The sequence below is a fragment of the Vibrio sp. 11986-1-5 genome (assembly GCF_963878025.1).
GTDB classification, from domain to species: Bacteria; Pseudomonadota; Gammaproteobacteria; order Enterobacterales; family Vibrionaceae; genus Vibrio; species Vibrio injensis.
The window spans coordinates 279,459-304,551 of sequence record NZ_CAWNVW010000022.1 but is presented as its reverse complement, the minus strand read 5'-3'; the positions used below and the strand labels follow the sequence as shown (position 1 = coordinate 304,551).

Below are 25,093 nucleotides of genomic sequence, written 5' to 3'. Positions count from 1 at the left end.
TGTTAGTGAACGCATGTACGCTAAACAACTCCGATCAGTGTTAGATAAACCAATTTTTTATTCTTTCGACTATTCCGGGCGGTTGAATATGTTTCTCAAAAAATTCAATACGTTCAGCAATTTTGCTGATTACGCTTTCTTCATCATCGCCTCTAAACGGCTTATTCATCAAAATTGGAATAGCCTCATCGACTGTGGAGACCGGCCAGATATTAAACTCACCGTTCTTAATACTTTCTACGACTTGAGAATGTAGAGCGAGATGTTTTAAGTTACTGTGCGGAAGAATCACACCTTGCTGGCCAGTAAAACCATGATGCTGACAAACTCGGTAAAAGCCTTCAATTTTTTCATTCAAACCGCCCACGGCTTGAACTCGGCCAAATTGGTCAACCGCGCCGGTGACGGCAATTTGTTGATCAATAGGGTATTCTGATAAAGCGCTGACTAACGAGCACAATTCAGCGAGTGAGGCACTATCTCCATCCACTTCACTGTATGATTGTTCAAAGACCACTGAAGCTGAGAAAGGCAAGGGGACATCAAGATGAAGAGCACTACTGACAAACGCTTGCATAATCATCATCCCTTTAGCGTGTAAATTACCACCAAGCTCGACCTTGCGCTCGACATCAGCAATATCACCATCACCAAAATGAATAACACAAGATATTCGTGCAGGCTCGCCGTAAGATATTGGGTGACCAGCGACGTCAATAACTGTTAGGCCGTTAACTTGGCCAACTTGTTCACCCTGTGTCTCAATAATCACTTGTCCATCGAGAATGTCATCTAACGCTCGCTCTGGCAGATAAGAAGCTCGGTAGTAGCGTTGATTAATAGCTTGCTCCACATGCTGCTGTTCAATGGTTTGACCTTGAGATTCGATAGCAGATTCTTCGAGTAATGAACGATGCCACATCACGCAAAGTGGAGCGTAATGTTGATCCTCAGTATAACGAGCGCCCGCCGTCATTAGAGCTTTAATCGCATCTGGCGTAAGTAAAGGCAAATCGTAACGCTGAATTAGCCAACGCAAATAACCTAGATAGGTCAGCATGCGATCATTTTCAATTTTAATATCGAGTTCCATTTCACTAAACAGACATAATCCAGCATGAATGTCTGAATCGAGAAAATCGATATCACCGAGTTGATGACGATCACCGACAACAATCAATTTAATGTTATAAGATTGACTGATAGGTGTCTGCAGTAGCGATTTTTTACTCACATTAATCGGAGATACTGGTTCACCGAGCACGGCAGCTTTTAGCATCGGCCAGCAGAGTGGGTTAGCAAGCAGTAAATTCGCTGAAATAATCAAATAGCCATTATCCGCTTGGTCAAGTAATCCATGCGTTTGATGAATAACTTGACCATTTTTAACGGTAACTTGACCAAACAACATGGCCATGTCTAGTGTTTCAGTTCTAATCACTGGCACACAATGGGTGTTTTCAAGATGCTCTTTAATCAAACAACGATAAATGGAGTTATCTGGCGCATTGATCAGCAGAACTCGGCTAAAACCCTGTATATGTATGAAACGTTCAATCGCCTGTAACAGTCTTGGTTGAGTGTCGAAAAACGGCACCGCCGTTAATTGTGCAAACTGAGCCAGTGATTCATTAAAATCATCATACTGGGGCGTTACTAAACGCCAGATATCTTGTGTCATTGAGTCATCGAAGTGATTAAAAGGATTGAAATTATATAGAAAAACCCTGACCGCGAATAGCTTTGTTATCAGGAATGATCATCAGAGTATTTTTTATTGCTGTGATTGAAACTCAGCAAAGCTTGAGTTACCCTGTCACTATGTATTTATATGGACTTGCCGACTATGAAATATCAACAACTCGAAAATTTGGAATGTGGTTGGAAATGGCAGTATTTGATAAAGAAATGGAAAGATGGCGAGTCAATCACTTGCCACATTGATCGTAGTGAAGTGGAAAATGCGATAACAAAACTCAAATCTATCGAGTATGAACCCACATTAGTGCTTGATTGGATCGCACAGCATATGGCTCCTGAGCTAGAAAACAAGCTAAAACAAGCTATTCGTGCCAAGCGAAAGCGGTATTTCAATGCTGAGCAATTGCATACTCGTAAAAAATCAATCGATCTCGATTATCGTGTGTGGGAAAAATTATCTTCAAGAGCTAACGAGTTAGGTTGCACATTATCAGATGCTATTGAATATCTACTTAGTGAAGCATCGCGTAGTGAAAAAGCAAGCCGTGCTGTGAGCAGTTTAAAAGAAGATCTTAATAAATTGTTATCCAATTAGGAGTGAATGAAATGCTGTATGTTATTGTGATTGCGGCAATCGGTATTTTTTGGCTAGTAGCAATTGATAGACCCATTTTAAAAGTCACGTTTAAATCTGGTCATATCGTAGCAAGCAAAGGACATTTTCCCGCAACCTTTAAACACAATGTCTGTGAGATAGCAGAATCAGCACCATTTGATGGTCATATGAAGGTTTATCATCAAAGAACCGGAATGAAACTTATCTTTTCCAAACAAGTGCCGAAGAAGGTCCAACAACGGATTCGCAATGTGTTTCCTCATCAAGGCTTTAAAACCTCAGGATCCAAAGCCAAAAAAGGTCGATAATTTTTTGCTATAAAAAATCTGACTAGCGTATGGGAATACCTAATGGAGAAGAGAATCTTAGAGTGGACGATCAGAATCAATTCCATATTCCCTTTTTGCCGTCCACTCATAGTTCGCATTATGTATATTATGTTAAATGATCCACATGTAGATACACCAGACTTATCCTTACCGCACTTCTATTCTTCCTTTTGCTTATTGCATTAAACATAAGTCTATTTACCATAAAGTATATAATTACCATATTGGTTCATGCTTGCACATTGAACAATATGGTAATTATTAAATATACTGATTGGCCAATTTCTTCATCGTGGTTTTAGATGGTGTTTAATGACTCGCTGTAATTCTTGGCTACGAATGGGTTTTAAGACAACATCATTCATACCCGCTTGTCGAAATATCGCGTGATCATCTTGCATTGCATGTGCTGTAAGCGCGATGATCGGCGTTTGGATATTCTTACAACGCAAAATTTTTGTTGCTTCAATTCCATCCATTACTGGCATCGAGATATCCATTAGAATTAAATCAAAGGTATGGCTGGTTTCTGTTAATGATACCGCTTGCTCTCCATCACTGACCATAGTGACATTGTAACCTAAGCGCGATAAGAGTAACTGAATGACCATTTGGTTCGTTTTGGTATCTTCAACGACCAAGATATGCCTCTGACTATTTTGATGGTTTGAATCCTGTTTTAAAATGGGTTCAAAGGTATTGGTGTCATTCCTGTCTGCTTGTCGTGAATTGACGGGAAGACGAATGGTAAAGTTACTGCCTTTTCCTAAACAACTGGTGACTGAAATTGTTCCTTTCATTAATTCAACAAGATGCTTGGTGATCGCTAAGCCAAGTCCAGTGCCACCGTAATGACGTGTAATTGAGCTATCAGCTTGAATAAATGGAGAAAATAAATGCTCTATTCGCTCCGGTTCAATCCCAATGCCTGTATCTTCGACATGGATGACCAATTCATTTCTTGCTGCACTTAAATGGACATCTACGGAGCCTGCCTCAGTGAATTTAATCGCATTGCCAATGACGTTGAACAGGATTTGAATTAAGCGTACAGGATCAACCCAATACTCATAATGGTCACAAATTGAAGTACGAACATTAAAGCGGATCCCTTTAGTCACACACGCTTTATGATGATAAGACAATGCATGCACAAGCTTTTTATGCAAATGAACCCAGTGACATTGTAACTTGAAATGTCCCGATCCAATTCGACTCAAATCCAGAATATCATTGATGATCACTAACAGCAGCTCGGCTGAATTTTCCATTTGTTCTAATAAGTCGAGTTGAGAGCGATTAGAATCTTCACGCAAAACATCAATGAGACCTAAGACAGCATTGAGCGGTGTTCTCAACTCATGACTCATCATGGCTAAAAATTGTGACTTTGCTTGATTTGCATGCTCAGCTTGCTGCTGTGCAATATAGAGTTCATGAGTTTTGATACGGACTAAGCTTTGTAGCTCTTCTTTATGCTCAATATCATTGATGGCTCGCTCTAGAAGTGGACGAAAGCGTTGCAGTGTTGCTTTGGTCTCCAAACTAAACTGCCCTTTCCTACCGCCTAAAAGCAGCAATACAGAATCGCTGGTTTGGGTTTGAATGCCAGTAATTAATGCTGAGTTAATGGTTTCTTGTAGAAATGGATTTAAATTTTGAAATTCGGCAAGCTTAGTCGGCTCAAAAAGGATAATACACTCGCCTTCTAATACTCGTTGAAATTTATCACCATTAATCCACTGCTTACCTTGAAAAGCAATATTTGAGGACAAAAACGTTGTAAAGAACGAATTTGGCGCATTTTTAGCAATAACAACAAAGTCATCAAAATTAATATATCGATGAAGGACATTTTTAAGTTCTTCAAAAATCTGATATTTATTATCAGCGTGACTAAGCGCCGATATCGCGCTGAGGATAACGCGATTCTCTTCCGCTAAGCGAAGCTCTCTTTCTTTACTTCTCTCTAACTCAAGTAGCACCTCACTCAGCTGCTCATTTTTGTCTTGTTCTATCATCTTTGTCTATTCTGACTCATAGAAGATAACTGATGCTATCATTAGGTTTCCGTGGGCATTCTCGCCACCAATGAATCGTCCCTGTTCACCAAAGGTAAATGGGCAAATAAAAGGTTGGCCATACATTTGTTCGATCAGTTTTTTATGGACAAGCTGTATGTCTTTTCCTAAACGAAGCATTGCACCTGCACAATAGATGATAATTGAACCGAGGGATAATGACGCATGATAGTTTTGTGTATTAGCATCTTGAATCACCCGTGATGCTCGATTCAGCAGCTGTTCTTTTGAACCTGTCATCAGTGTTATTTTTTCGCCTTCATTAACCGTAGCAAATAGTTCAAGCGATCCATCATTCAGCATTCGAATAGGATGACACAATTTATAGTAAGGCTGTTGATTAACATATCCGGCCACCCTCCCCAACGGAAAGCGAGTCACGTGTTCAAATAAATGTAAATCATTAAATTGGATGTTGGAGTGATCGCTGATCCACTCTTTATAAATCGCAGAAGCTGGTTCACCATCAATGCTTTGCACACATCGATGATTAACTTGAGTAATTTCACCTTCAAACTCAGTCGGTGAATAACCAGCACTAAAACCTGAAGTTAGTGGCTTAGATGGAAAAAATAGCTGCAAAGCTATGCCATTAGAGCTCCATCCCTGTTGGGTAATGATCGACCATTGTTTTTGAATATGATTATCAGCGGCACTGCCACCGATAATAGGAACGTGAGTGCCAAAAGTTGCATCAATCGCATCGATAAAAGCTTCTTCATGTCCCGGTGTTGAATGCAACAGAATTAAGCTCGGAACTTCTCCTACTCTATTAGCTTGTTGTAATGCTTGTTGTATTGCTACATAAGCAGCTCGTTGATCATCCTCTTGGCCTAACTCGACTAAACCTGTTCCATAAGCGCTATAAGAGCGGTCATAAATAGCCATTAAAGCGACAACAGGCCCAATATGAACTCCTTTATCTGTCATGATAGCCTGACAGGAAGAACAGCCAATAAATGGAATGCCAGGAAAATTTAGGCGGAGTTCTTGTTGTATTTGTTCAGCGGGATATTCTTGTGAATAATAACAAATGAGGTTAGACAAACCATCCGGCTTCAGTGTTTGTGCTAGCTGCGCTATGGCCTCTTTCGTCGTCGAAAAATGAGTAAAAGCAGTAGTAAATTGCATATATCAGGCTAATAAAAATGCATTAATGGTGTGATTTTACCATGATAATTTTTTATTGACTGTTTTTGTATTGTAAGGATTGGTTGTTTTTGTGGTCTATAGTCTGATTTTCAGTCGTTGATTCTTTTTCAACGATGTTTTTTTCTTCGTTTATATGAGTTATAGTGCGCCAGGTAAAGGCTGATAGCAAAATGACCAGCATGATTATTATTTGAATAAGTTTATTTTTGGTGAGCTTTTCTGCAGGCATAAATTACTATCCTAATTAAAAATGATATTTGCGTCATATACCCTTCCTACCTTCAATTCCAAATTGTTTGGGTATAGCGTGTTAAATCAGAAAGAGAGTACTACATCGGCTTTTAAATGTTAACGACCGTGACCATGATATCAATTAACAATACAAACCCCGCTTACGCTCTTTAGTTGTTTATCGATCACTATCCTTTAAAGATAATGAATGCTAGAATTCTTGATGTACATCAATTTAGTGAAAGGTTGTTATGATTTCTGAAAAGCCTGCGGCAAAGCGTATTCAATCTGGTGGCTGCGCCATTCATTGCCAAGACTGTAGCATCAGTCAACTTTGCATTCCGTTTACACTGAACGAATCAGAACTGGACCAGCTTGACCAAATTATTGAGCGAAAAAAGCCGATTCAAAAAGGCCAAGCTCTCTTCAAAGCTGGGGATGAACTTCGCTCTTTGTACGCGATTCGTTCAGGAACCATTAAAAGCTATACCATCACTGAACAAGGTGATGAACAAATTACCGCTTTTCATCTTGCTGGTGATTTGGTTGGCTTCGATGCGATTACTGGCGACTCTCATCCAAGTTTCGCTCAGGCATTAGAAACCTCAATGGTTTGTGAAATACCATATGAAATCTTAGATGACCTTTCTGGTAAGATGCCTAAGTTACGCCAACAAATTATGCGGTTGATGAGTAACGAAATTAAGGGCGATCAAGAGATGATCCTACTACTCTCCAAAAAGAACGCCGAAGAGAGACTAGCCGCCTTCTTGTACAATCTATCAACGCGTTTTTCGCAACGAGGCTTCAGCCCTCGTGAGTTCCGTTTAACCATGACTCGTGGTGACATTGGTAATTATTTAGGTTTAACCGTAGAAACCATCAGTCGTTTACTGGGGCGTTTTCAAAAGTCAGAAATGCTTAGCGTGAAAGGCAAATACATCACAATTTTGGATCATGACGCTCTAATGCAATTAGCCGGCGTATCAAAAGACAGCAAATAATTCTTGATTCATGGCGATGATGCAGCACTATGATGAGCTGCATCATACTTTTCTTAAAAAACTTACTCTCTTCACTAAAACTCTCTCTTCAACTGCGTTAAAGTATCTCTAAGGTCTGTGAGTTATTGACCTCCTCCACAAACAAGGAGTTTGTTATGAGTATCTATAGCAAAATATTAGTTGTTGCAGACATTAATCACGATGAACAACCAGCATTAGCCAGAGCAGTTCAGCTAGCAGCCAAAAGCCAATCTCCTAGCCATATCACTTTCTTCATGTCGATTTACGATTTTTCTTATGACATGACCTCAATGCTGTCTATTGATGAACGAGATGCGATGCGTAGAGGCGTGATTCAACAACGTGAACAATGGATGAGAAGCGTTGCTGAACCTTATGTAGACTCATCTATTCAATTTGAAGTGAAGGTGGTTTGGCACAATCGTCCTTATGAAGCTATCATTGCAGAAGTTTTCTCTGGTCAGCACGACATTCTTATCAAAGGCACTCATAAGCATGATGTCTTAGAGTCGGTAATATTTACGCCTACCGATTGGCATCTACTGCGTAAATGCCCGACTCCTGTTTTACTGGTTAAACACAGCCACTGGCCTGAGAATGCCAACATTATCGCCTCTGTACATGTGGGTTCAGAGGTCGATACCCACATTCAGCTCAACGATATAATGGTAGAACAACTACTCAATTTAACTCAACGTCTTGGCGCTTCGCCCTATTTAGTTAACGCTTATCCAGTCACTCCAGCCAATATCACCATTGAGCTACCAGAGTTTGATCCGACAACTTACACCGATGCGGTGCGTGGTCATCACCTCACATCAATGAAAGCGCTAAGACAAAAACACGGTTTAGATGAAAGCCAAACCATTGTTCAACAAGGTTTACCCGAAGATGTTATTCCGGAAGCTGCCAAAACACTGAATGCGGCGATGGTTATTTTAGGAACCACAGGTAGAACTGGACTCTCCGCGGTATTCATTGGCAACACTGCAGAACAAGTCATTGATAAAATTAACTGTGATGTACTTGCTTTAAAACCCGCCGGTTATGTTAGTCCTCTTGATCCTAACATCGCTAGCTAAATATACTTTGCTCACTCTTTATTAATCCCCGCCCTTTTGGGCTGGGGATTTTTTGTTACAGAGGATGCTTAATACTGGCATCTTGTCAGCAGATCCGTATTATACGCACTTCATTTTGTTTGGAAGATTAAAGAACGAAAGCTAATGACAGAGCAAACTCAAGAGTTGACTAAAGCCCAACATTACAATTTCAATAAGCTACAAAAACGTATTCGTCGTAATACGGGGCAAGCTATTGCTGACTTCAACATGATTGAAGATGGCGATCGAATCATGGTCTGTTTATCAGGAGGCAAAGACAGCTTCACGATGCTCGACATTCTGATGAGTTTGCAAAAAAGCGCACCGATCACCTTCTCACTCATCGCGGTCAATCTTGATCAAAAACAACCCGGATTCCCTGAACATATTCTACCTGAATACCTTCAAGAATTAGGCGTTGAGTATAAGATCATTGAAGAAGACACTTATTCCATCGTCCAAGATAAAGTTCCCGAAGGTAAAACTACGTGTGCTCTTTGTTCACGTCTACGCCGTGGTATTTTATATCGCGCTGCGAAGGAGTTAGGGGCCACTAAAATTGCTTTAGGCCATCACCGTGATGACATTATTGAAACGTTGTTTTTAAATATGTTTTACGGCGGAAAAATGAAAGGGATGCCACCTAAGTTAGTCTCTGACAATGGCGAGCATGTCGTGATCCGCCCTCTTGCTTACTGCAGAGAAAAAGACATTATCAAGTACGCAAACCATCGCGCTTATCCTATCATTCCGTGCAATTTATGTGGTTCGCAGCCTAATATGCAGCGCCAAAATATTAAGCAAATGCTTAATGCTTGGGATAAACAGTTTCCAGGTCGTATAGAAACCATGTTTAGAGCCATGCAAAATGTGGTGCCTAGCCATCTTGCCGACTTTGAATTATTTGATTTTAAATCGATCAATCGTGATTCTGGCATTATTAATGGTGGTGATATTGGTTTTGATAAAGAGCCCGTTCCTCAGCCCATTCTCGATGAAGACGATACGGTGATGCCGTTTGATCCTGCATTAAAATTAGACGTGACTAACTTGTAGCATGTTCTTGATAACAAGTTGCACAGATACCAATAAGGCTGCCACTGGGCAGCCTTATTGGTATTTTCAGGTTAATGATTGATCGGATAAAATTTTTCTTTATTGCTCTACCCAATAGACTTGATTATGGCGGATCATCGCCTGTACATCTTGTACATAATCTGCTCCACGTTCAGAGTAACGCAATAATCCATTACTCAAAGCCAGCGCACTATCCACACTGAATAAATTTTCGTCATTTTTACGCAGCTGTTGGCGAATATTGCGCAAATCACGATAAGCCGCGTTACGATTCACATTCATAAAATAACGATGAATCGATTCTTGCACCGAAGAAAACTTGGCAACTTCATGGGTCATTCCTGCGCCTCTTGCTGCTGGAACGACACCACAGCCCGGAGAGTAACACCACTGACCAAAATAATTATTCGCTTCAGTTGCAAAACGCGAGGTTCCCCAAGCGGACTCATTAGCAGCTTGAGTCAGTACCAACGCTTCGGGTAAAACATCAACACGCTGCAACATCGCGTTCAACCACTCCCCGCTCAGACGATTGCCCTTATTCAGTGCTAATCCGTATTGTTCAGCCAATTGAGCCGCCAGTGTCTTATCTTTGCTTGACAGTTTACCCTGCTGAAAACGGGTTGCTAATCGTTGCAATTGTTGTCTTTCTTGTAAAATACGCTGATTCTCGAACGCAACTCCTGGTCTTAAATAAGAAAAAAACGCCTCTTTTTTCTCTGCTATATCCGTTATCGATGAAAAATCAGGTGCTGCAGATACGGCATGGCCAGTTAACTCAACCGGCCGGGGATCAGTAGTCCGAGTTGAATAATAAACGCTCCATCCAATGAGTACGATCACTAATCCGATAAGGATAAGGCGTTTACGCATTAAAAATTTGTGAATTTGCATCATGATCATCATCGCTATTGGTTTTGTTAGTGGTAACGATTTGTAGACGAATACCAAACATATTGCGGTAAATAATACCTTTCACATGAAAAAAGAAAGGCAAAACAAAGATTAAGCCAATGCCATAAAACAGGACGGCAGCTACGAACATCAACATCAGTAAAGCGTAGATAGCGGCTAAAGGGAGTAGTTTTTTGTTCACCGCACGTAATGATAACCACAGCGCTTGCATTGGGGGAACTTTCTTCTCACAGATCAGTAAAATCGAATTACTAAAGGCCAATGAAAAATACATCGAGAGGAGTGGGAAAACCATCCCTGCAACTCCTTGTAATACAAGGCTCAATAATGAAGCAATAATTACCGGTATGGTGAACTGCAATCCTTTAGTGATGTGATTCGTCTTGGTTTTAAGACCGGCAGCATGACTCATGGCCATTAAGCTCACTCCAGCATAAATCGGAGCACTGACGACTTCGTAACTAAAGTTAGCAATCAAAATCCCTTGAATAACGCCCGGAGGGATATTGCCCTCTTGAGCAAATAAAGAAAAGATGACCGATGGGTCACCGACCATCAATCTGAAGGCAATAATAAAAATTGCCAATTGGATCACGACCAAAATAACAATGGCAGGAGAAAAAGACAGGAAGTGTTTTAGGGTACAGTCCCATGCTTCTTTTAGTATCTCACCTATCTTAAGTTGATAATCACCAGAAAGAGCGCGTTGCAACGTTCCTCCTAAGTTAAAGTCTTTCTCGATATTATTGCTCATATTTCGCCCTAGTTTGGCCTGTCAAAATGCTTTTGAAACAAACGGAGATAGTTTTTCATTATACTGAAATACCGTCGAGTCTAAAATCTTAGTGTTAAACTCAGCTTGCTTTATGCTTCATATGGCTGATAATTGACCACTTTAAAGCCTTTATTATTCGTTAACGGGGCATGGTAAAGAATCATCACTCAACGATGCAAAATTTTTTCTGTTTCAAGATAAGAAAATACTTTGATTTCGTCGGGTATGCTAATTATGATGCGCCCTTTGAAAAGGTATAACCAGTGTATAAATTCGATCAATAAATGCACCAAGCATGATACTGATTTATGACTGGTTTTCGTGTTATCCCCGAACAGCTAAGAAGTGATGGCAAACTGTGCTGGCACTTTGAGCTAAACGGGAATAATAATGCACTGTATATCACGCTCCTATACTCAAAACCGTCAAGGACGATTGCTTGAATGCACCATTCAACGACGTTTTTGCCATTTTTGGGTATACAACCACTGTGGGAGAAAAACAGACGTTGAACAAACAACACTCGGTAGGAAAGCCAGTTATTCGTCTATCTGGCATTAGCAAAAGCTTTGATGGTAAAGAGATCATTTCTCACCTGAATTTAGATGTCAATCACGGTGAATTCTTAACTATACTTGGCCCATCAGGGTGTGGGAAAACCACCGTATTACGAATGATTGCTGGTTTTGAGACGGTCGATAATGGCCAAATCTTACTTGACGGTCAAGATGTGACTCAAGTTCCTGCTGAGCAGAGGCATGTCAACACGGTCTTCCAAAGTTACGCCTTGTTTCCTCATATGACCGTGTTTGATAACGTAGCCTTCGGATTGCGTATGCAGAAAGTACCAAGCGCAGATATTGAGCCACGAGTCATGGAAGCGCTACGCATGGTTCGCTTAGAGCAAATGGCACAACGTAAGCCACATCAGCTTTCTGGTGGTCAGCAGCAACGTATTGCGATTGCTCGTGCCGTAGTCAATAAACCAAAAGTGTTATTGTTGGATGAATCTTTATCTGCTCTCGATTACAAATTGCGTAAACAAATGCAAATTGAGCTGAAGCAACTCCAACGTCAACTGGGCATTACCTTCATCTTCGTGACTCACGATCAAGAAGAAGCGTTGTCCATGTCGGATCGAATCATTGTTATGCGCGACGGATGCATCGAGCAAGATGGTTCACCACGTGAAATTTATGAAGAGCCCAAAAATCTATTTGTTGCTCGATTTATCGGTGAAATCAACGTATTTAATGCAGTCACTCAAGATCGTATTGATGACAAATGCATTAACGTACAGATCGAAGGCGTTCCTGCAATTGTCTATTATGACCAGCCCGTAACTAACGGTGATAAGTTGCAAGTTTTGCTGCGCCCAGAAGATTTACGCATTGAAGAGATTAAAGAGTCTGAAAATGCGGGTATTGTCGGCCATGTTATCGATCGAACTTATAAAGGCATGACGTTAGAGTCGGTGGTTGAATTAGAGTCAGGCATGCGCGTTATGGTGAGTGAATTCTTTAACGAGGATGATCCAGACGTAGACCACTCTATCGGCCAGAAAGTGGCCATCACTTGGGTTGAAAGCTGGGAGGTCGTCCTCAATGATGAGCAACAAGCTTAATCTACAAAACGCGATCATTGTTTTGATTGTCGGTTGGTTAGGACTGTTTGTTCTGATCCCCAATCTGATGATCATCGTGACCAGCTTTTTAACGCGTGATGAATCGAACTTAATCGCTTTTACCTTTACGTTCGATAACTATATTCGTTTAATGGATCCGATTTATGCCAGAGTGATGCTGCACTCATTTTACATGGCTATCGTAGCGACCTTAATCTGTCTTGTGGTCGGCTATCCATTTGCGTATATCGTTGCCAAAATGCCGCAAAAATGGCGTCCTATTATGCTGTTTTTAGTGATTGTTCCGTTTTGGACTAACTCGCTGATCCGTACCTATGGATTAAAAATTGTTTTGGGCACTCAAGGCATTTTGAATAAAGCACTATTAAGCATTGGCATCATCGATACTCCGATCCGTATCATGTTCACCGAAACGGCGGTAATGATTGGTTTAGTGTATATCTTGTTGCCATTTATGATTCTGCCTCTCTATTCTGCGATCGAGAAACTCGATCATACTTATATAGAAGCCGCACGAGATCTTGGTGCGAACAAGTTGCAAACGCTGATTAAAGTCATTCTACCCTTAACCATGCCCGGCATTATTGGCGGTTGTTTACTGGTACTGCTACCAGCATTAGGAATGTTCTATATTTCCGATTTACTGGGAGGCGCGAAAAACTTATTGATCGGTAACGTCATTAAGAGCCAAGTGCTCAACGCCCGAGACTGGCCATTTGGTGCAGCGACAAGTATTGCCCTCACCTTAGCCATGGCCGTCATGCTCTACGCGTATTATCGAGCAGGTAAACTCTTGAATAAGAAATCGGAGCTAAGCTAATGGGAAAGACAGTTCGATTTAGCTTTATGAGCTTAGTGTACTTATTTTTGTACCTACCGATTATTGTTTTGATTGTGAACTCTTTTAACGACAACCGCTTTGGGATTCGTTGGGGTGGCTTCACGACCAAGTGGTATCATGCTTTGATTAATAATGACAGCTTGATGCAAGCCGCCTGGCACTCTATCAATATTGCGGTATTTTCAGCGACCGCAGCGACAATTATTGGTAGTTTGACAGCTGTTGCCCTATTTCGTTACCAGTTTAAAGGTAAGAAAATGGTCAATGGCATGCTGTTTGTCGTCATGATGTCACCCGATATCGTAATGGCAATTTCATTACTGGCGCTGTTTTTAGTCCTTGGCTTTCAATTGGGCTTTCTAACTCTTTTGATTGCGCACATCACCTTCTGCTTACCCTTTGTGGTGGTCACTGTTTATAGCCGTTTGAATGGTTTTGATGTGAAGATGTTAGAAGCGGCAAAAGATCTCGGAGCGAGTGAATGGGTCATATTGAAAAATATTATTTTCCCACTTGCTAAGCCAGCAGTTGCAGCAGGTTGGTTATTAAGTTTTACCTTGTCACTCGATGATGTCATCATCAGCTCGTTTGTGACAGGACCAACCTATGAAATTCTCCCTTTAAAGATTTACTCTATGGTTAGGGTCGGGATTTCACCAGAAGTGAATGCGTTAGCAACCGTGATGTTAGTGGTTTCATTAATCCTTGTTATCACTTCACAGTTGTTAGCCAGAGAAAAAGTGAAGTAATATACTCACTGTAGGTTAAAAAACACGAAACAGAATGGCCACCATGACCATTCTGTTTCTCTATGTAACGCCTTAATGGGCAACGTTTGGTTTGGAGCTAACGTCGATGAAAAAATGGGCTACTTTATTAGCTGGTAGTGCATGTGCGCTTTCACTGTTGTCAAATTCAGCTATCGCGCAAGATAAAGAATTGGTTTTCATGAACTGGGGACCTTACATTAACAGTAATATCCTTGAACAGTTTACTCGTGAAACCGGTATCAAAGTCATTTACTCAACTTATGAGTCAAATGAAACTTTATACGCCAGGCTAAAAACCCATAATCAGGGCTACGATCTTATTGTTCCTTCGACCTATTTCGTATCCAAAATGCGTGATGAAGGTATGATTCAGAAAATAGATAAGTCTAAGCTGTCTAATTTCAGTAACTTAGACGCTAACTACCTGAATAAACCTTATGATCCGAACAACGACTACTCAATTCCGCACGTGGTCGCCATTACTGGTTTGGCAGTCAATACCGATATGTATGATCCGAATGATTTCCAAAGCTGGGGTGACCTATGGAAGCCTGAGCTAGCGAGACAATTGATGTTAATGGACGATACTCGCGAAGTATTCCATATCGCTCTGCGTAAACTCGGCTATTCCGGTAATACCACTGACGATAAGCAAATTGATGAAGCCTACGCAGAATTGCGTAAATTAATGCCGAATGTTTTGGTGTTTAACTCTGACAACCCTGCAGCCCCTTATCTTGCTGGTGAAGTTGGTTTAGGGATGTTATGGAATGGCTCTGCAGCGGCAGCGCAAAATGAAGGATTACCGATTAAACTGATCTTCCCGAAAGAAGGCGGTATTGGTTGGGTCGATAACTTCGCTATTGCTTCAGGCGCGAAAAATGTCGACGCCGCCCATAAGATGATCGACTTTTTACTGCGTCCTGAAATCGCTGAGCAAATCTCTCGTGACACTGGCTACTTAACAGGTGTTGCCGAATCGAATGCGAAGTTCAAAGATATCGCCCCCCTATTCCCATCTCAAGAAGATTTAGATCGCGTGGAATGGCAAGATGCGGTGGGAGATAAAACCATTAAGTATGAAAACTACTTTATGCGTTTAAAATCAGGTTTATAAACCAACGGTATTAAGTAAATAGGCAGCATTAGCTGCCTATTTTTTTGTGAGCTGATATACTTGGCGGCTGATTTAGCTAATCTCTCTAGCCTATTTGGGCTTTTGCTACCAAAATACGGAATTGTAATGAAGAAAAGTAAACTGTATGCGGGCGTACTATGCGCAGCGACTCTATTCACTACCCACGCGATGGCCAACGATACCGAACTGTATTTTTATAACTGGTCGGAATATATCCCTAGCGATGTACTAGAAGAATTTAGTAAAGAAACGGGTATCCGAGTTATTTATTCGACGTACGAATCAAACGAAAGCATGTACGCGAAGTTAAAAACTCAAGGCTCTGGTTATGATTTAGTGGTTCCTTCAACTTATTTTGTGTCTAAGATGCGCAAAGAAGGCATGCTGCAACCTATCGATAAAAATCAATTAAGCCATTTTGCGGATCTTGACCCTAATTTTCTCAATAAATCTTTTGATCCCGAAAACCGTTACTCAATTCCTTATATCTGGGGAGCAACAGGTATCGGCATTAATACCGATATGCTTGATAAATCAGCGTTGACCAATTGGAGTGATTTATGGGATGCCAAATGGCGTGGTCAGCTCATGCTAATGGATGATGCTCGTGAAGTGTTCCATATCGCTTTAAGTAAATTAGGTTACTCGCCAAACAGTACCAATCCAGAAGAAATTGAAGCGGCTTATCAAGAGCTAACTAAATTGATGCCAAATGTCTTGGTTTTTAACTCTGATTTCCCTGCCAACCCGTTTTTAGCGGGAGAAGTTTCGCTTGGGATGCTGTGGAATGGGTCAGCCTACATGGCGCGTCAAGAAGGGGCCAATATTGAGATTATTTGGCCAGAAAAAGGCGCTATTTTCTGGATGGACAGCATTGCTATTCCTGCAGGAGCGAAAAATATTGAAGCGGCACATAAAATGATCGACTTCTTATTACGTCCAGAAAATGCAGCAAAAATTGCGCTGGAAATTGGCTACCCAACACCCGTCAAAACAGCCCATAAGCTATTACCTGCCGAATTTGTCAATGACCCCAATATTTTCCCACCACAATCAGTAATGGATAGCGGTGAATGGCAAGATGATGTCGGCGAAGCATCGATACTATACGATAACTACTTCCAACGCCTAAAAGTGAAGTAATCACCATTCGATTCATATCAAAGCGGCTAATGCCGCTTTTTTCTGCTCTCTTTTCAGTGCTAGACGAAAACGATGTAACGTTACCAAAAAGTGAGCTTCTTTTCTTCTTATCTTGGGGTATCTTGCAGCATTAATAGCTCTTTAACTAAACGAGGGACCTCCAGCGTCGCTTTGCCATAACGTTTTTCAGCAAATTCACTCTCAATCGCGCTCGGTTCTAAATTAATTTCAATCGTATGTGCGCCATGCATCCTCGCATCATGCACAAAACCAGCCGCCGGATAAACCACACCAGAAGTACCAATAGAGACAAATAAATCGGCTTTTTCTAATGCGCTATAAATATCACCCATCCTTAAAGGCATTTCCCCAAACCAAACAATATGAGGCCGCATTTGTTGCGGAATTTGACAGCAATGACACTGTTCGCCAGTCAATAAATCGCCCTTTTGCTCAACCACTTGATTCGATACGCTGCAGCGAGCTTTGAATAACTCACCATGCATATGAATAATATTTTGACTACCGCCTCGCTCGTGCAGATCATCGATATTCTGGGTAATGATGGTTACTGAACCATTCAGTTGTCGCTCTAACTCGCCAAGAGCAAGATGAGCCGCATTGGGTTGAATCTCAGAAGAACCCAGTTTTCTACGGCGCTGATTATAAAAATCTTGTACCAAATCAGGGTTACGAGCAAAACCTTCCGGGGTAGCGACATCTTCAATCCGGTGGTTTTCCCATAATCCATCTTGGGCCCGAAAGGTTTGAATACCCGACTCCGCAGATATCCCCGCGCCAGTCAATACTACAATATTGCGATAGGGAAAATTCATCATCCATTCCTTATTTTCAATCTTTACACCAGTTTAGCATTGATAAACGAGCCTCCCTAATTTCAAAACTTAGACAATAGTCGAAAAAACACCCAGACTCGCTGGGTGTGATGATTAAAGATTCGGACCTTTCGTCGGGCGATGAGCAATATCGGCTCGTAGCTGCTTCATACCTTGCACCATGCGCCAAAACCATAAGGTAATGGCACCTAAGGCAATGATCGCGCCAAGGTAAGGGATAGCGTAGCCAATCGTACTTAACCAAGTATTACTAAACCAATAACGGTTGACTCCCATCAGAACGCCATTTGCCGTAGCAACGGTGACAATTAGCACCACAAAAAAGGTTAAGAATAAGAAAAAAGTACGAATTAATCCGTAATAATGAGAATTCGCCACCTCGCCATCTTGATTTTTATCCAACCGATAACCAGCATAGATGATGCCAATCACCCCGGAAAGTAACCCGGTAAAGGGTGTCAGAAAACTGGCGATATACACAAACCAAACGGATTTATTTTTACTGGCGGGGATCATCATGACTCTCCTGTTGTACCTTTGGAACTTGATGGTCAGCCGCTTCAATTTCGCCTCGCGCTTTGACTTCTTCATACCATAAATCGTGGTGTTCTTTGGCCCAAGTCTCATCAACTTTACCCGTTACCATCCCTTCTAATGCTCCTTCCATACCAAATAAACCAATATAAATATGGAAAATAAAGCCACAAATAAGGATTAAAGCGGAGAACATGTGGATCAAATTCGAGAGTTCCATATCGCGGCGCGTCTGCCCAAAAATCGGAAAGTCTAAAATAAGTCCACTGATCGCGGCAAAGCTACCAAATACGATCAACAACCAATAGATGGCCTTTTCACCACCATTGGAAAAACCAGCCGAAGGATGGGTTCCTTTATGTTTCCCCACCATTCCTCCCAATTTTAAAAACCATTGGAAATCGACCTTATTGAATAAAGATTTTCGCCACCATTTCAGCAGCATAAAAATCAGCAACACAAAGAATAAGGGGCCAACGTAATTGTGGTATTGCTTAGCGGAATAAATGACCATTCCCCACCAATCGGTAGGAATGTAAGGTTTAAGAAAGTGTTTACCATAAACCAACATTAAACCACTGAACGCCAAGGTAAGAAAAGTAAACGCCATACTCCAGTGCAACGCTCGATCCAAACGCGACCAACGTTTTAATTTTCGCCCCGTTCTTGGCTGACTAAGCATGATCGGGCCCATCAACCAATAGGCCATTACAACCATGACAATACTACCAAAAATCGCCACTGCTCCAGCAGGAGACATCCATTTCTCTTTTAAGACAAACCACATCTCACCCGGTGTACTGATTAACACACCATGCTCAGGAGAACGTGATGTGGTATAGCCTTCTTGACCTTGCCTCACTTGACGCCAAAAGTCGGCACCCGCTAATTGAGAAATCTCTTTTTGCGCCACATTGTGATTAGTGGACTCGCCCTCATTGGCTAATAATGGGAGAGATAAACAACTAAGAGTTAAGATCAATAGCACCAAGACCTGCTGAAACGCACGCTTTATCCGATATTGCATCGCTACTTAACTCCTTGTGGCATCGAAAGCGAGATCTTCGCCATTGGTCCACCCAGCATTTTTAGCACCGCGCTCTACCACTCGCTGACGGAAAATATCCGAAACCACCGCTGCATCACCAGCCAGTAGTGCTTTAGTCGAACATAAGGAAGCGCACATCGGTAATTTACCTTCAGCAATCCGGTTAGCACCATATTTGCGACGTTCTTCGGGGGAACCTGGTTCGGTTTCTGGTCCACCAGCACAGAACGTACATTTATCCATTTTCCCACGCTCAGCAAAGGCAGACTGCTTAGGAAACTGCGGAGCACCAAACGGGCAAGCAAATAAGCAGTAACCACAACCAATGCAAAGATCTTTATTGTGCAGCACGATGCCATCTTCCGTTTTGACAAAACAGTCCGCCGGACAGACCGCCATACAAGGCGCATCAGTACAGTGCATGCAAGCTACCGAGATCGAGTTTTCTCCAGGTTCGCCATCATTGAGTGTGACCACTCGACGACGTTGAATACCCCATTGCAGAGCATCGTCATTTTCATTTTTACAGGCCGTGACACAGCCGTTGCATTCGATGCAGCGTTTGGTATCACAAAGGAATTTCATTTTAGCCATTGGTTTACTCCTTACGCTTTACGAATGTTACACAAGGTGACTTTAGTTTCCTGCATTTGAGTAACAGGATCGTACCCATAAGTGGTCGCAATATTCGCTGACTCACCAATCACATAAGGATCGGTACCTTGTGGGTATTTATGACGAAGATCTTCACCTTGAAATTTGCCGCCAAAATGAAAAGGAATAAACGCCATACCGGGTTTAACGCGACGAGTCACCATGGCTTTAACATGAATACGCCCTTTTTCTGCCCCTTCAACCCATACCATGTCACCGTCCCTGAAACCAAGATCATTGGCATCTTTAGGGTTCACCTCAACAAACATCTCTTGCTGCAGTTCGGCTAACCAAGGGTTTGAACGGGTTTCTTCACCACCACCTTCGTACTCGACTAAGCGCCCAGAAGTCAGAATGATCGGATATTCTTGGGATTTATCGATATCTTGAATCGATTTGTATAACGTCGGCATTCTAAAGATCGCGTCTTTATCTTCCCAAGTAGGATAATCAGCGATGAGATCGCGTCTTGGTGTGTAAAGAGGCTCACGATGTAGTGGCACTCGATCCGGAAATGTCCACACGATCGCACGAGCTTTCGCATTGCCAAATGGAATGCAGCCATGCTTAATCGCCACTCGTTGAATACCGCCAGAAAGATCCGTTTTCCAATTTTGTCCTTCTGCGGCGACTTTTTCAGCGTCTGTCAGATCGTCCCACCATCCTAAATGTTTGAGCAATTTATCGGTGAATTCCGGATAACCATCTTCAATCTCACTGCCTTTTGAAAAACTATCTTCTGCGAGTAGTGATTGGCCTTCAAACTCAACACCATAGCGAGCTCGGAACGTCCCTCCACCCAGAGCAACCGGTTTAGACGTGTCATACAAAATATGCGTTCCAGGATGCTTCATCTCTGGAGTCCCCCAGCAAGGCCACGGTAGACCATAAGTCTCACCATGAATCGGCCCCCCTTCTGCTTCTAAAGTGGTCTTATGGAAAGTGTGCCAATTCTGTTGATGCGCTTTTAAACGTTCAGGGCTTTGTCCGGTATAGCCGATGGTCCACATCCCTTTATTAAATTCACGGGTAATGTCTTCTATGAGAGGTTGATCATTCTCAACTCGAATGTGTTTACAAAGTTGCTCGGCAAAACCGAGTTTTTTACTCAGTAAGTACATGATTTCATGATCAGGTTTTGAGTCAAACAACGGTTCAATGACTTGATCACGCCATTGCAAAGAGCGATTCGACGCGGTCACGCTGCCGTAAGTTTCAAATTGGGTTGTGGCCGGCAGCAAATACACGCCATCACTGCGCTCATTCATCACTGCAGCAACGGTTGGATAAGGATCAACAATCACCATCATGTCGAGTTTCTGCATCGCTTTTTTCATTTCTACACCACGGGTTTGCGAGTTAACCGCATGACCCCAATAGAACATAGCGCGAATATTTTCTCGTTGTTGAATATTGTCTTTATTCTCCAGAACGCCATCAATCCAACGAGATACCGGAATTCCGAAACTATTCATTGGCTTAGTGCCACCGTAAGTCCCTTGATCAAAACGATTCGCTATCCAATCAAAATCAACATCCCACACCTTGGCCCAATGACGCCATGCCCCTTCTGCGACGCCATAGTAACCAGGCAACGAATCAGAAAGCACCCCTAAATCCGTTGCTCCTTGAACGTTATCATGACCACGGAAAATGTTCGCACCGGAACCCGGTTTACCCAAATTCCCCAAAGCCAATTCAAGTACACAATAAGCACGAGTATTGTTATTTCCTGTTGTATGCTGAGTGCCGCCCATACACCAAATAATACAACCGGGGCGATGTTCAGAGAGTAGCTTCGCGGTTTGATAAACATCCGACTCACTCACTCCGGTAACCCGTTCCACCTCTTGAGGTGTCCATTTCGCCACTTCTTGACGAATTTCATCCATGCCAAACACACGTTGGCGAATGAATTCTTTATCTTCCCACTGATTGTTAAATACGTGCCAGAGCACGCCCCAAATAAAGGCGACATCCGTTCCGGGACGCAATGACACATAGTGATCCGCTTTGGCTGCGGTGCGCGTACGACGAGGATCGGCAACCACAATTTTGCAATTATTCTTCTCTTTGGCGATCAAGATATGTTGCATTGCGACCGGATGTGCTTCCGCAGGGTTCGAGCCAATGAACAACATCGACTTACAGTTATGCATATCATTAAAGGAGTTGGTCATTGCACCGTAACCCCAAGTATTGGCAACGCCTGCTACAGTCGTGGAATGGCAAATTCGCGCTTGGTGATCAACGTTATTGGTTCCCCATAATGAGGCCATTTTACGAAAGAGATACGCTTGTTCATTGCTGTGCTTAGCGCTGCCAAGCCAGTAGACCGAATCTGGTCCCGATTGTTGACGAATTTTTAGGATCTCATCGCCGATTTCATCGATTGCCTGTTGCCATGAGAGCTTTTTCCATTTTCCGCCCTCAAGCTTCATTGGATATTTCAAACGTCGCTCACCATGACCATGCTCGCGTAAGGCTGCCCCTTTTGCGCAATGCCCACCCGCATTAAAGGGGTGATCAAAAGCCGGCTCTTGGCCTGTCCAAACCCCATTTTGAACTTCAGCATAAATGCCGCAGCCAACGGAACAGTGCGAACAGATGGTGCGCTTAACTTCCGTTTTAACCTGATTAGATCGCGAGGTTGCCTGAGCTTTTTTAATCATTCCAGGAGCAAATAAAGCGGAACCAACAACCGCACCACCTGCAGCTAATGAACTGTTGCGAATAAAAGCTCGACGACTGAGTCCTAATGTATTTGGCTGTTCGACCTGCTCTGAACGTTTGGTCAGTTTCATTATTGGCTCCTATAAACTCGCGTAGTAATCACGGATATGTTGAGTTTCGTGATACCCTTTTTGTAATGGCTGTGGCGTCGCCTCTTCCGCTGTCTCTACCGCTAATGCAGACTGACCAGTGGAAGCCACCACACCTCCGACAACGGCGGCACCGGCCATACTTTTTAATACCGTGCGCCGACTCTGATTAATATCTGATTGTTTTTTCATCGCTTCCTTCCTTTTTTCCATATAACCGCGGTGATGGTTCCACTGCCGTCGTAGGATGTTTGTTATCATTCGCTGACATTCTGCTCAATGGTGTTTTTGACATGCATAACATGGGTATTACCTTGACTAGCAATGCTAGCTGGTGTCATCTGAATACTCTCTAGGCTTAAAAATGCCTTGCACACTTGAGATACCGCTCGATAAAAATTCGCATGTTCGGCTTGCTCAATTTGTCGTACTAGGTGATTAAACCAAGGACCAATATGGCGATGAAAAAACTCACCTTGTTGCTCAGGCGTATCGCTGATCAACCAAGCCATACTTTCACATAAGGCGGCAATGTGATCCTCTGGCTCTTTCACCGAGTCTGAACGCTGCAAACCAAGCTGTGCCATATGTTGGCGAAGATCCGCTAAAGGTTTTTCCATTAATGATCCAGTCAGGTGCCATGAGGCAAAGGGCACCACTTCACCTCTCCCGATACCAATAAATAGCCATTGATATTCCTCTTCAAGGCTATCAACATCAGTATGTTGTGCAGCGTGTCTTAAAGCTAACCAACACTGGCTCATTACGCTTGAGTTATCTTCAATCTCTAAGTCAGCCAAAAACTGCAATTGTGACTGACTAGGAGGAGCGCGAAACAAGGAGGCTAACATCAGATAAATATCGGTGCGGATAGTGTCTGTAACTTGCATAAACATCGCCTTAATAGTGAAGTTGCTGCTCTGGGTTTTCAGCCATCGCTTCAAAAATATCAATCACTCGACAGTCTTCGCACATGGCGATTCGATTCAGAGACATGGGATCTGAAAAATGAGAGTGACCACGTAACTTATCTTGCAGCATGGTGATCATTGACTGAGGCGCAAATGCTTTTTGACAACGTAAACAGCGAGCTGGCTCTTCTTGATGTAACACCTGCGCCGCTTGTCGCTCATCATGGTCCCAATTGATTCTTGGTACCGCCGTCAAGACCTTTTCAGGACATGCAGTGACACATAAACCGCACTGCACACAATCTTGTTCAGTAAAATGCAAAGCAGGTATATCACCACTATGATGCAAAGCTCGCGTAGGACAGACCGCGACGCAGCTCATACACAAAGTACAATCTTGACTGGCGCACTCAATTGAACCAAAAGGGGCTGAGCTATTCAGTGGTTGAATCATGGAGTCTGGTTGATACTGACTGGCAAGTGCATCTAATGCTTGATACAAACGTTGGCGTTTATTACCAGAGAGTTCACCCAATCGAAGCATCAAATCTTCTTGACACAGAACTGGGAGTCCTTCGCCTAGCGATTCAAAATAGAGAATATCAATCCGCTGCTTGTCTAAGCCTAATGACGCTAATAGCGTTTGTGCTAACGACACTTCTTGATGAAGAATGCGCAATACGGTCGCAGGCATATGCTGACTAGCTGCAAACAGTACCTGAGTCGCGCCATTAACCAGTGCCGCGAACCAAGTATCCATACCGACAGAAGGAAGTTCTTCTAGCATCACCGGAATAACATTATCGGGTAAAGCTTTCAGCGCCATAAGATGATGAGCTTCGTGGCGATCACTGCAAAAAAGAATGATCGGTGTTTCGCCTTGGGCCTGAAAATAATGGTTAAGTAGTCGCTCAACAAACTTTTGTGTATCGGTAGGGTTAGGTAAAGCGTAGTGGATCGCTTCCGTTGGGCAAGCCGTCGCGCACGTTCCAATACCTTGACAAAGATAGGGGTTGATTTCGATTCGATGGCCTGTTTGTGCTGACCCTTCACTAGAAAGCGCACCCGCCGGACAAGCATCAACACACCGCTCACAACCTTTCACCCCTCGTGAGCTGTGTGCACACAAATCGGTATTGAGACGGAAATATTTCGGTTTATCAAAAGTACCCATTAATGTTGGAATGGTTTCTAACGCTTCAACGAGTTTGTTTTCGCCTCGCCCCACAGGAAAGTATCCAGGAACAGGCACTTCTTCACTCATGATTCCGCTGAGTGAGAGATCCAATACAATATCAAAACATGCTTGCCCAATTACCGCTTGTGCCAAATTGATGCTTTGACCACGATTGACCACCTGAATATCGAATGCCCCCAAATAGCCACTGATTTGTACCGAATCGGCAAAGTAAAGTGTGCTTGAATGCCCCTGATGGCCGTCAATCGATAAAAGCGTCAAAGAGCCCATTGCAGACAGTTGTTGGGCCGCACGTTCAATCAAACTGGTGGGACCAATTAATAATGTATGACCACCACTTTGATAACTAACCGTTGGTGGGATCAAATTCTGCAGCTCAACAGTATGTTGCAGCGCAAACCAACGCGCTTGACCAGAAGCACTGGAGGCTTGTTGTAGATAGTCGTTTAACATTGCTCAGTTCCATGCTGAAAGCAGGCTCATTGGCCTACCCTTATTTATTACATGGATTTAGCAAATAACGTTCC

Annotated in this window: 24 protein-coding genes; 10 read left to right on the top strand and 14 right to left on the bottom strand. The window is 42.6% G+C overall.

Annotation, left to right across the window (positions count from 1 at the left end):
- Positions 1-40 precede the first annotated feature (40 nt).
- Positions 41-1,681 (bottom strand): S16 family serine protease, encoded by a 1,641-nt coding sequence (locus AACS00_RS07280; RefSeq protein ID WP_072669107.1) that lies wholly within the window; start codon positions 1,679-1,681, stop codon positions 41-43.
- 165 nt (positions 1,682-1,846) lie between these two features.
- Here AACS00_RS07280 and matP point away from each other — a divergent pair, with 165 nt between their 5' ends.
- Together matP and AACS00_RS07270 are read left to right on the top strand one after the other, a co-directional pair.
- Positions 1,847-2,296 carry a macrodomain Ter protein MatP gene (gene matP / locus AACS00_RS07275; RefSeq protein WP_110166955.1) on the top strand — a complete coding sequence of 150 codons (450 nt, stop codon included), beginning with the start codon at positions 1,847-1,849 and terminating at the stop codon, positions 2,294-2,296.
- Between the two features lie 11 nt (positions 2,297-2,307).
- On the top strand, positions 2,308-2,625 hold the full coding sequence (locus AACS00_RS07270) for a DUF3634 family protein (protein ID WP_110166954.1): 318 nt from the start codon (positions 2,308-2,310) through the stop codon (positions 2,623-2,625).
- Between the two features lie 308 nt (positions 2,626-2,933).
- On the opposite strand, the gene AACS00_RS07265 is transcribed toward AACS00_RS07270, so the two are convergent.
- The 3 genes from AACS00_RS07265 to AACS00_RS07255 form a co-directional block, all read right to left on the bottom strand.
- Positions 2,934-4,664, bottom strand: a complete 1,731-nt coding sequence (locus AACS00_RS07265; RefSeq protein ID WP_181397511.1) for an ATP-binding protein — start codon at positions 4,662-4,664, stop codon at positions 2,934-2,936.
- Positions 4,665-4,673: 9 nt separating this feature from the next.
- Positions 4,674-5,789 carry an FIST signal transduction protein gene (locus AACS00_RS07260; RefSeq protein WP_181397509.1) on the bottom strand — a complete coding sequence of 372 codons (1,116 nt, stop codon included), beginning with the start codon at positions 5,787-5,789 and terminating at the stop codon, positions 4,674-4,676.
- 121 nt (positions 5,790-5,910) lie between these two features.
- A complete protein-coding gene (locus AACS00_RS07255; RefSeq protein ID WP_072669110.1) occupies positions 5,911-6,108 on the bottom strand; it encodes a hypothetical protein in 198 nt (65 codons plus the stop codon).
- A 253-nt stretch (positions 6,109-6,361) separates the two neighbouring features.
- Here AACS00_RS07255 and AACS00_RS07250 point away from each other — a divergent pair, with 253 nt between their 5' ends.
- The 3 genes from AACS00_RS07250 (at position 6,362) to ttcA (ending at position 9,294) form a co-directional block, all read left to right on the top strand.
- Entirely contained in the window at positions 6,362-7,114 is a 753-nt protein-coding gene (locus AACS00_RS07250; protein WP_072669111.1) for an FNR family transcription factor, read from the top strand.
- 155 nt (positions 7,115-7,269) lie between these two features.
- Positions 7,270-8,217 carry a universal stress protein UspE gene (uspE, locus tag AACS00_RS07245; RefSeq protein WP_072669112.1) on the top strand — a complete coding sequence of 316 codons (948 nt, stop codon included), beginning with the start codon at positions 7,270-7,272 and terminating at the stop codon, positions 8,215-8,217.
- A gap of 144 nt (positions 8,218-8,361) precedes the next feature.
- Positions 8,362-9,294, top strand: a complete 933-nt coding sequence (gene ttcA / locus AACS00_RS07240) for a tRNA 2-thiocytidine(32) synthetase TtcA (protein WP_072669113.1) — start codon at positions 8,362-8,364, stop codon at positions 9,292-9,294.
- Between the two features lie 99 nt (positions 9,295-9,393).
- Here ttcA and AACS00_RS07235 read toward each other — a convergent pair whose 3' ends face one another.
- On the bottom strand, positions 9,394-10,188 hold the full coding sequence (locus tag AACS00_RS07235) for a glucosaminidase domain-containing protein (protein ID WP_072669360.1): 795 nt from the start codon (positions 10,186-10,188) through the stop codon (positions 9,394-9,396).
- A complete protein-coding gene (locus tag AACS00_RS07230; protein ID WP_072669114.1) occupies positions 10,181-10,984 on the bottom strand; it encodes a hypothetical protein in 804 nt (267 codons plus the stop codon). The genes AACS00_RS07235 and AACS00_RS07230 overlap by 8 nt, the downstream gene beginning before the upstream one ends.
- Positions 10,985-11,495: 511 nt before the next feature.
- Between AACS00_RS07230 and potA the strand changes: the two genes are divergently transcribed.
- From potA to AACS00_RS07205, 5 genes are all read left to right on the top strand, one after another.
- On the top strand, positions 11,496-12,629 hold the full coding sequence (gene potA, locus AACS00_RS07225) for a spermidine/putrescine ABC transporter ATP-binding protein PotA (protein ID WP_110167048.1): 1,134 nt from the start codon (positions 11,496-11,498) through the stop codon (positions 12,627-12,629).
- Complete coding sequence (potB, locus tag AACS00_RS07220; protein WP_181397507.1) at positions 12,613-13,470, top strand: spermidine/putrescine ABC transporter permease PotB; 858 nt, start codon at positions 12,613-12,615, stop codon at positions 13,468-13,470. The genes potA and potB overlap by 17 nt, the downstream gene beginning before the upstream one ends.
- The gene (potC, locus tag AACS00_RS07215) at positions 13,470-14,240 is read left to right on the top strand and encodes a spermidine/putrescine ABC transporter permease PotC (RefSeq protein ID WP_004395273.1); all 771 of its coding nucleotides are present in this window, start codon (positions 13,470-13,472) and stop codon (positions 14,238-14,240) included. Before potB ends, potC begins: the two co-directional genes overlap by 1 nt.
- A gap of 106 nt (positions 14,241-14,346) precedes the next feature.
- Positions 14,347-15,378 carry an extracellular solute-binding protein gene (locus tag AACS00_RS07210; RefSeq protein WP_040904305.1) on the top strand — a complete coding sequence of 344 codons (1,032 nt, stop codon included), beginning with the start codon at positions 14,347-14,349 and terminating at the stop codon, positions 15,376-15,378.
- A 126-nt stretch (positions 15,379-15,504) separates the two neighbouring features.
- On the top strand, positions 15,505-16,542 hold the full coding sequence (locus AACS00_RS07205) for an extracellular solute-binding protein (protein WP_072669116.1): 1,038 nt from the start codon (positions 15,505-15,507) through the stop codon (positions 16,540-16,542).
- Between the two features lie 107 nt (positions 16,543-16,649).
- Here AACS00_RS07205 and cobB read toward each other — a convergent pair whose 3' ends face one another.
- The 8 genes from cobB to AACS00_RS07165 form a co-directional block, all read right to left on the bottom strand.
- Positions 16,650-17,378, bottom strand: coding sequence for a Sir2 family NAD+-dependent deacetylase (gene cobB / locus AACS00_RS07200; protein WP_110166950.1), 729 nt, complete (start codon positions 17,376-17,378; stop codon positions 16,650-16,652).
- Positions 17,379-17,492: 114 nt separating this feature from the next.
- The gene (locus AACS00_RS07195; protein WP_110166949.1) at positions 17,493-17,915 is read right to left on the bottom strand and encodes a hypothetical protein; all 423 of its coding nucleotides are present in this window, start codon (positions 17,913-17,915) and stop codon (positions 17,493-17,495) included.
- Entirely contained in the window at positions 17,899-18,960 is a 1,062-nt protein-coding gene (locus AACS00_RS07190) for a formate dehydrogenase subunit gamma (RefSeq protein ID WP_072669118.1), read from the bottom strand. The genes AACS00_RS07195 and AACS00_RS07190 overlap by 17 nt, the downstream gene beginning before the upstream one ends.
- 6 nt (positions 18,961-18,966) lie before the next feature.
- On the bottom strand, positions 18,967-19,575 hold the full coding sequence (fdh3B, locus tag AACS00_RS07185) for a formate dehydrogenase FDH3 subunit beta (protein WP_004395267.1): 609 nt from the start codon (positions 19,573-19,575) through the stop codon (positions 18,967-18,969).
- Between the two features lie 11 nt (positions 19,576-19,586).
- A complete protein-coding gene (locus AACS00_RS07180; protein ID WP_110166948.1) occupies positions 19,587-22,439 on the bottom strand; it encodes a formate dehydrogenase subunit alpha in 2,853 nt (950 codons plus the stop codon).
- Between the two features lie 9 nt (positions 22,440-22,448).
- Positions 22,449-22,649 (bottom strand): transcriptional initiation protein Tat, encoded by a 201-nt coding sequence (locus AACS00_RS07175; RefSeq protein ID WP_072669120.1) that lies wholly within the window; start codon positions 22,647-22,649, stop codon positions 22,449-22,451.
- 65 nt (positions 22,650-22,714) lie between these two features.
- On the bottom strand, positions 22,715-23,347 hold the full coding sequence (locus AACS00_RS07170) for a TorD/DmsD family molecular chaperone (protein WP_110166947.1): 633 nt from the start codon (positions 23,345-23,347) through the stop codon (positions 22,715-22,717).
- A gap of 10 nt (positions 23,348-23,357) precedes the next feature.
- A complete protein-coding gene (locus tag AACS00_RS07165) occupies positions 23,358-25,019 on the bottom strand; it encodes a 4Fe-4S dicluster domain-containing protein (protein WP_110166946.1) in 1,662 nt (553 codons plus the stop codon).
- Positions 25,020-25,093: the final 74 nt, after the last annotated feature.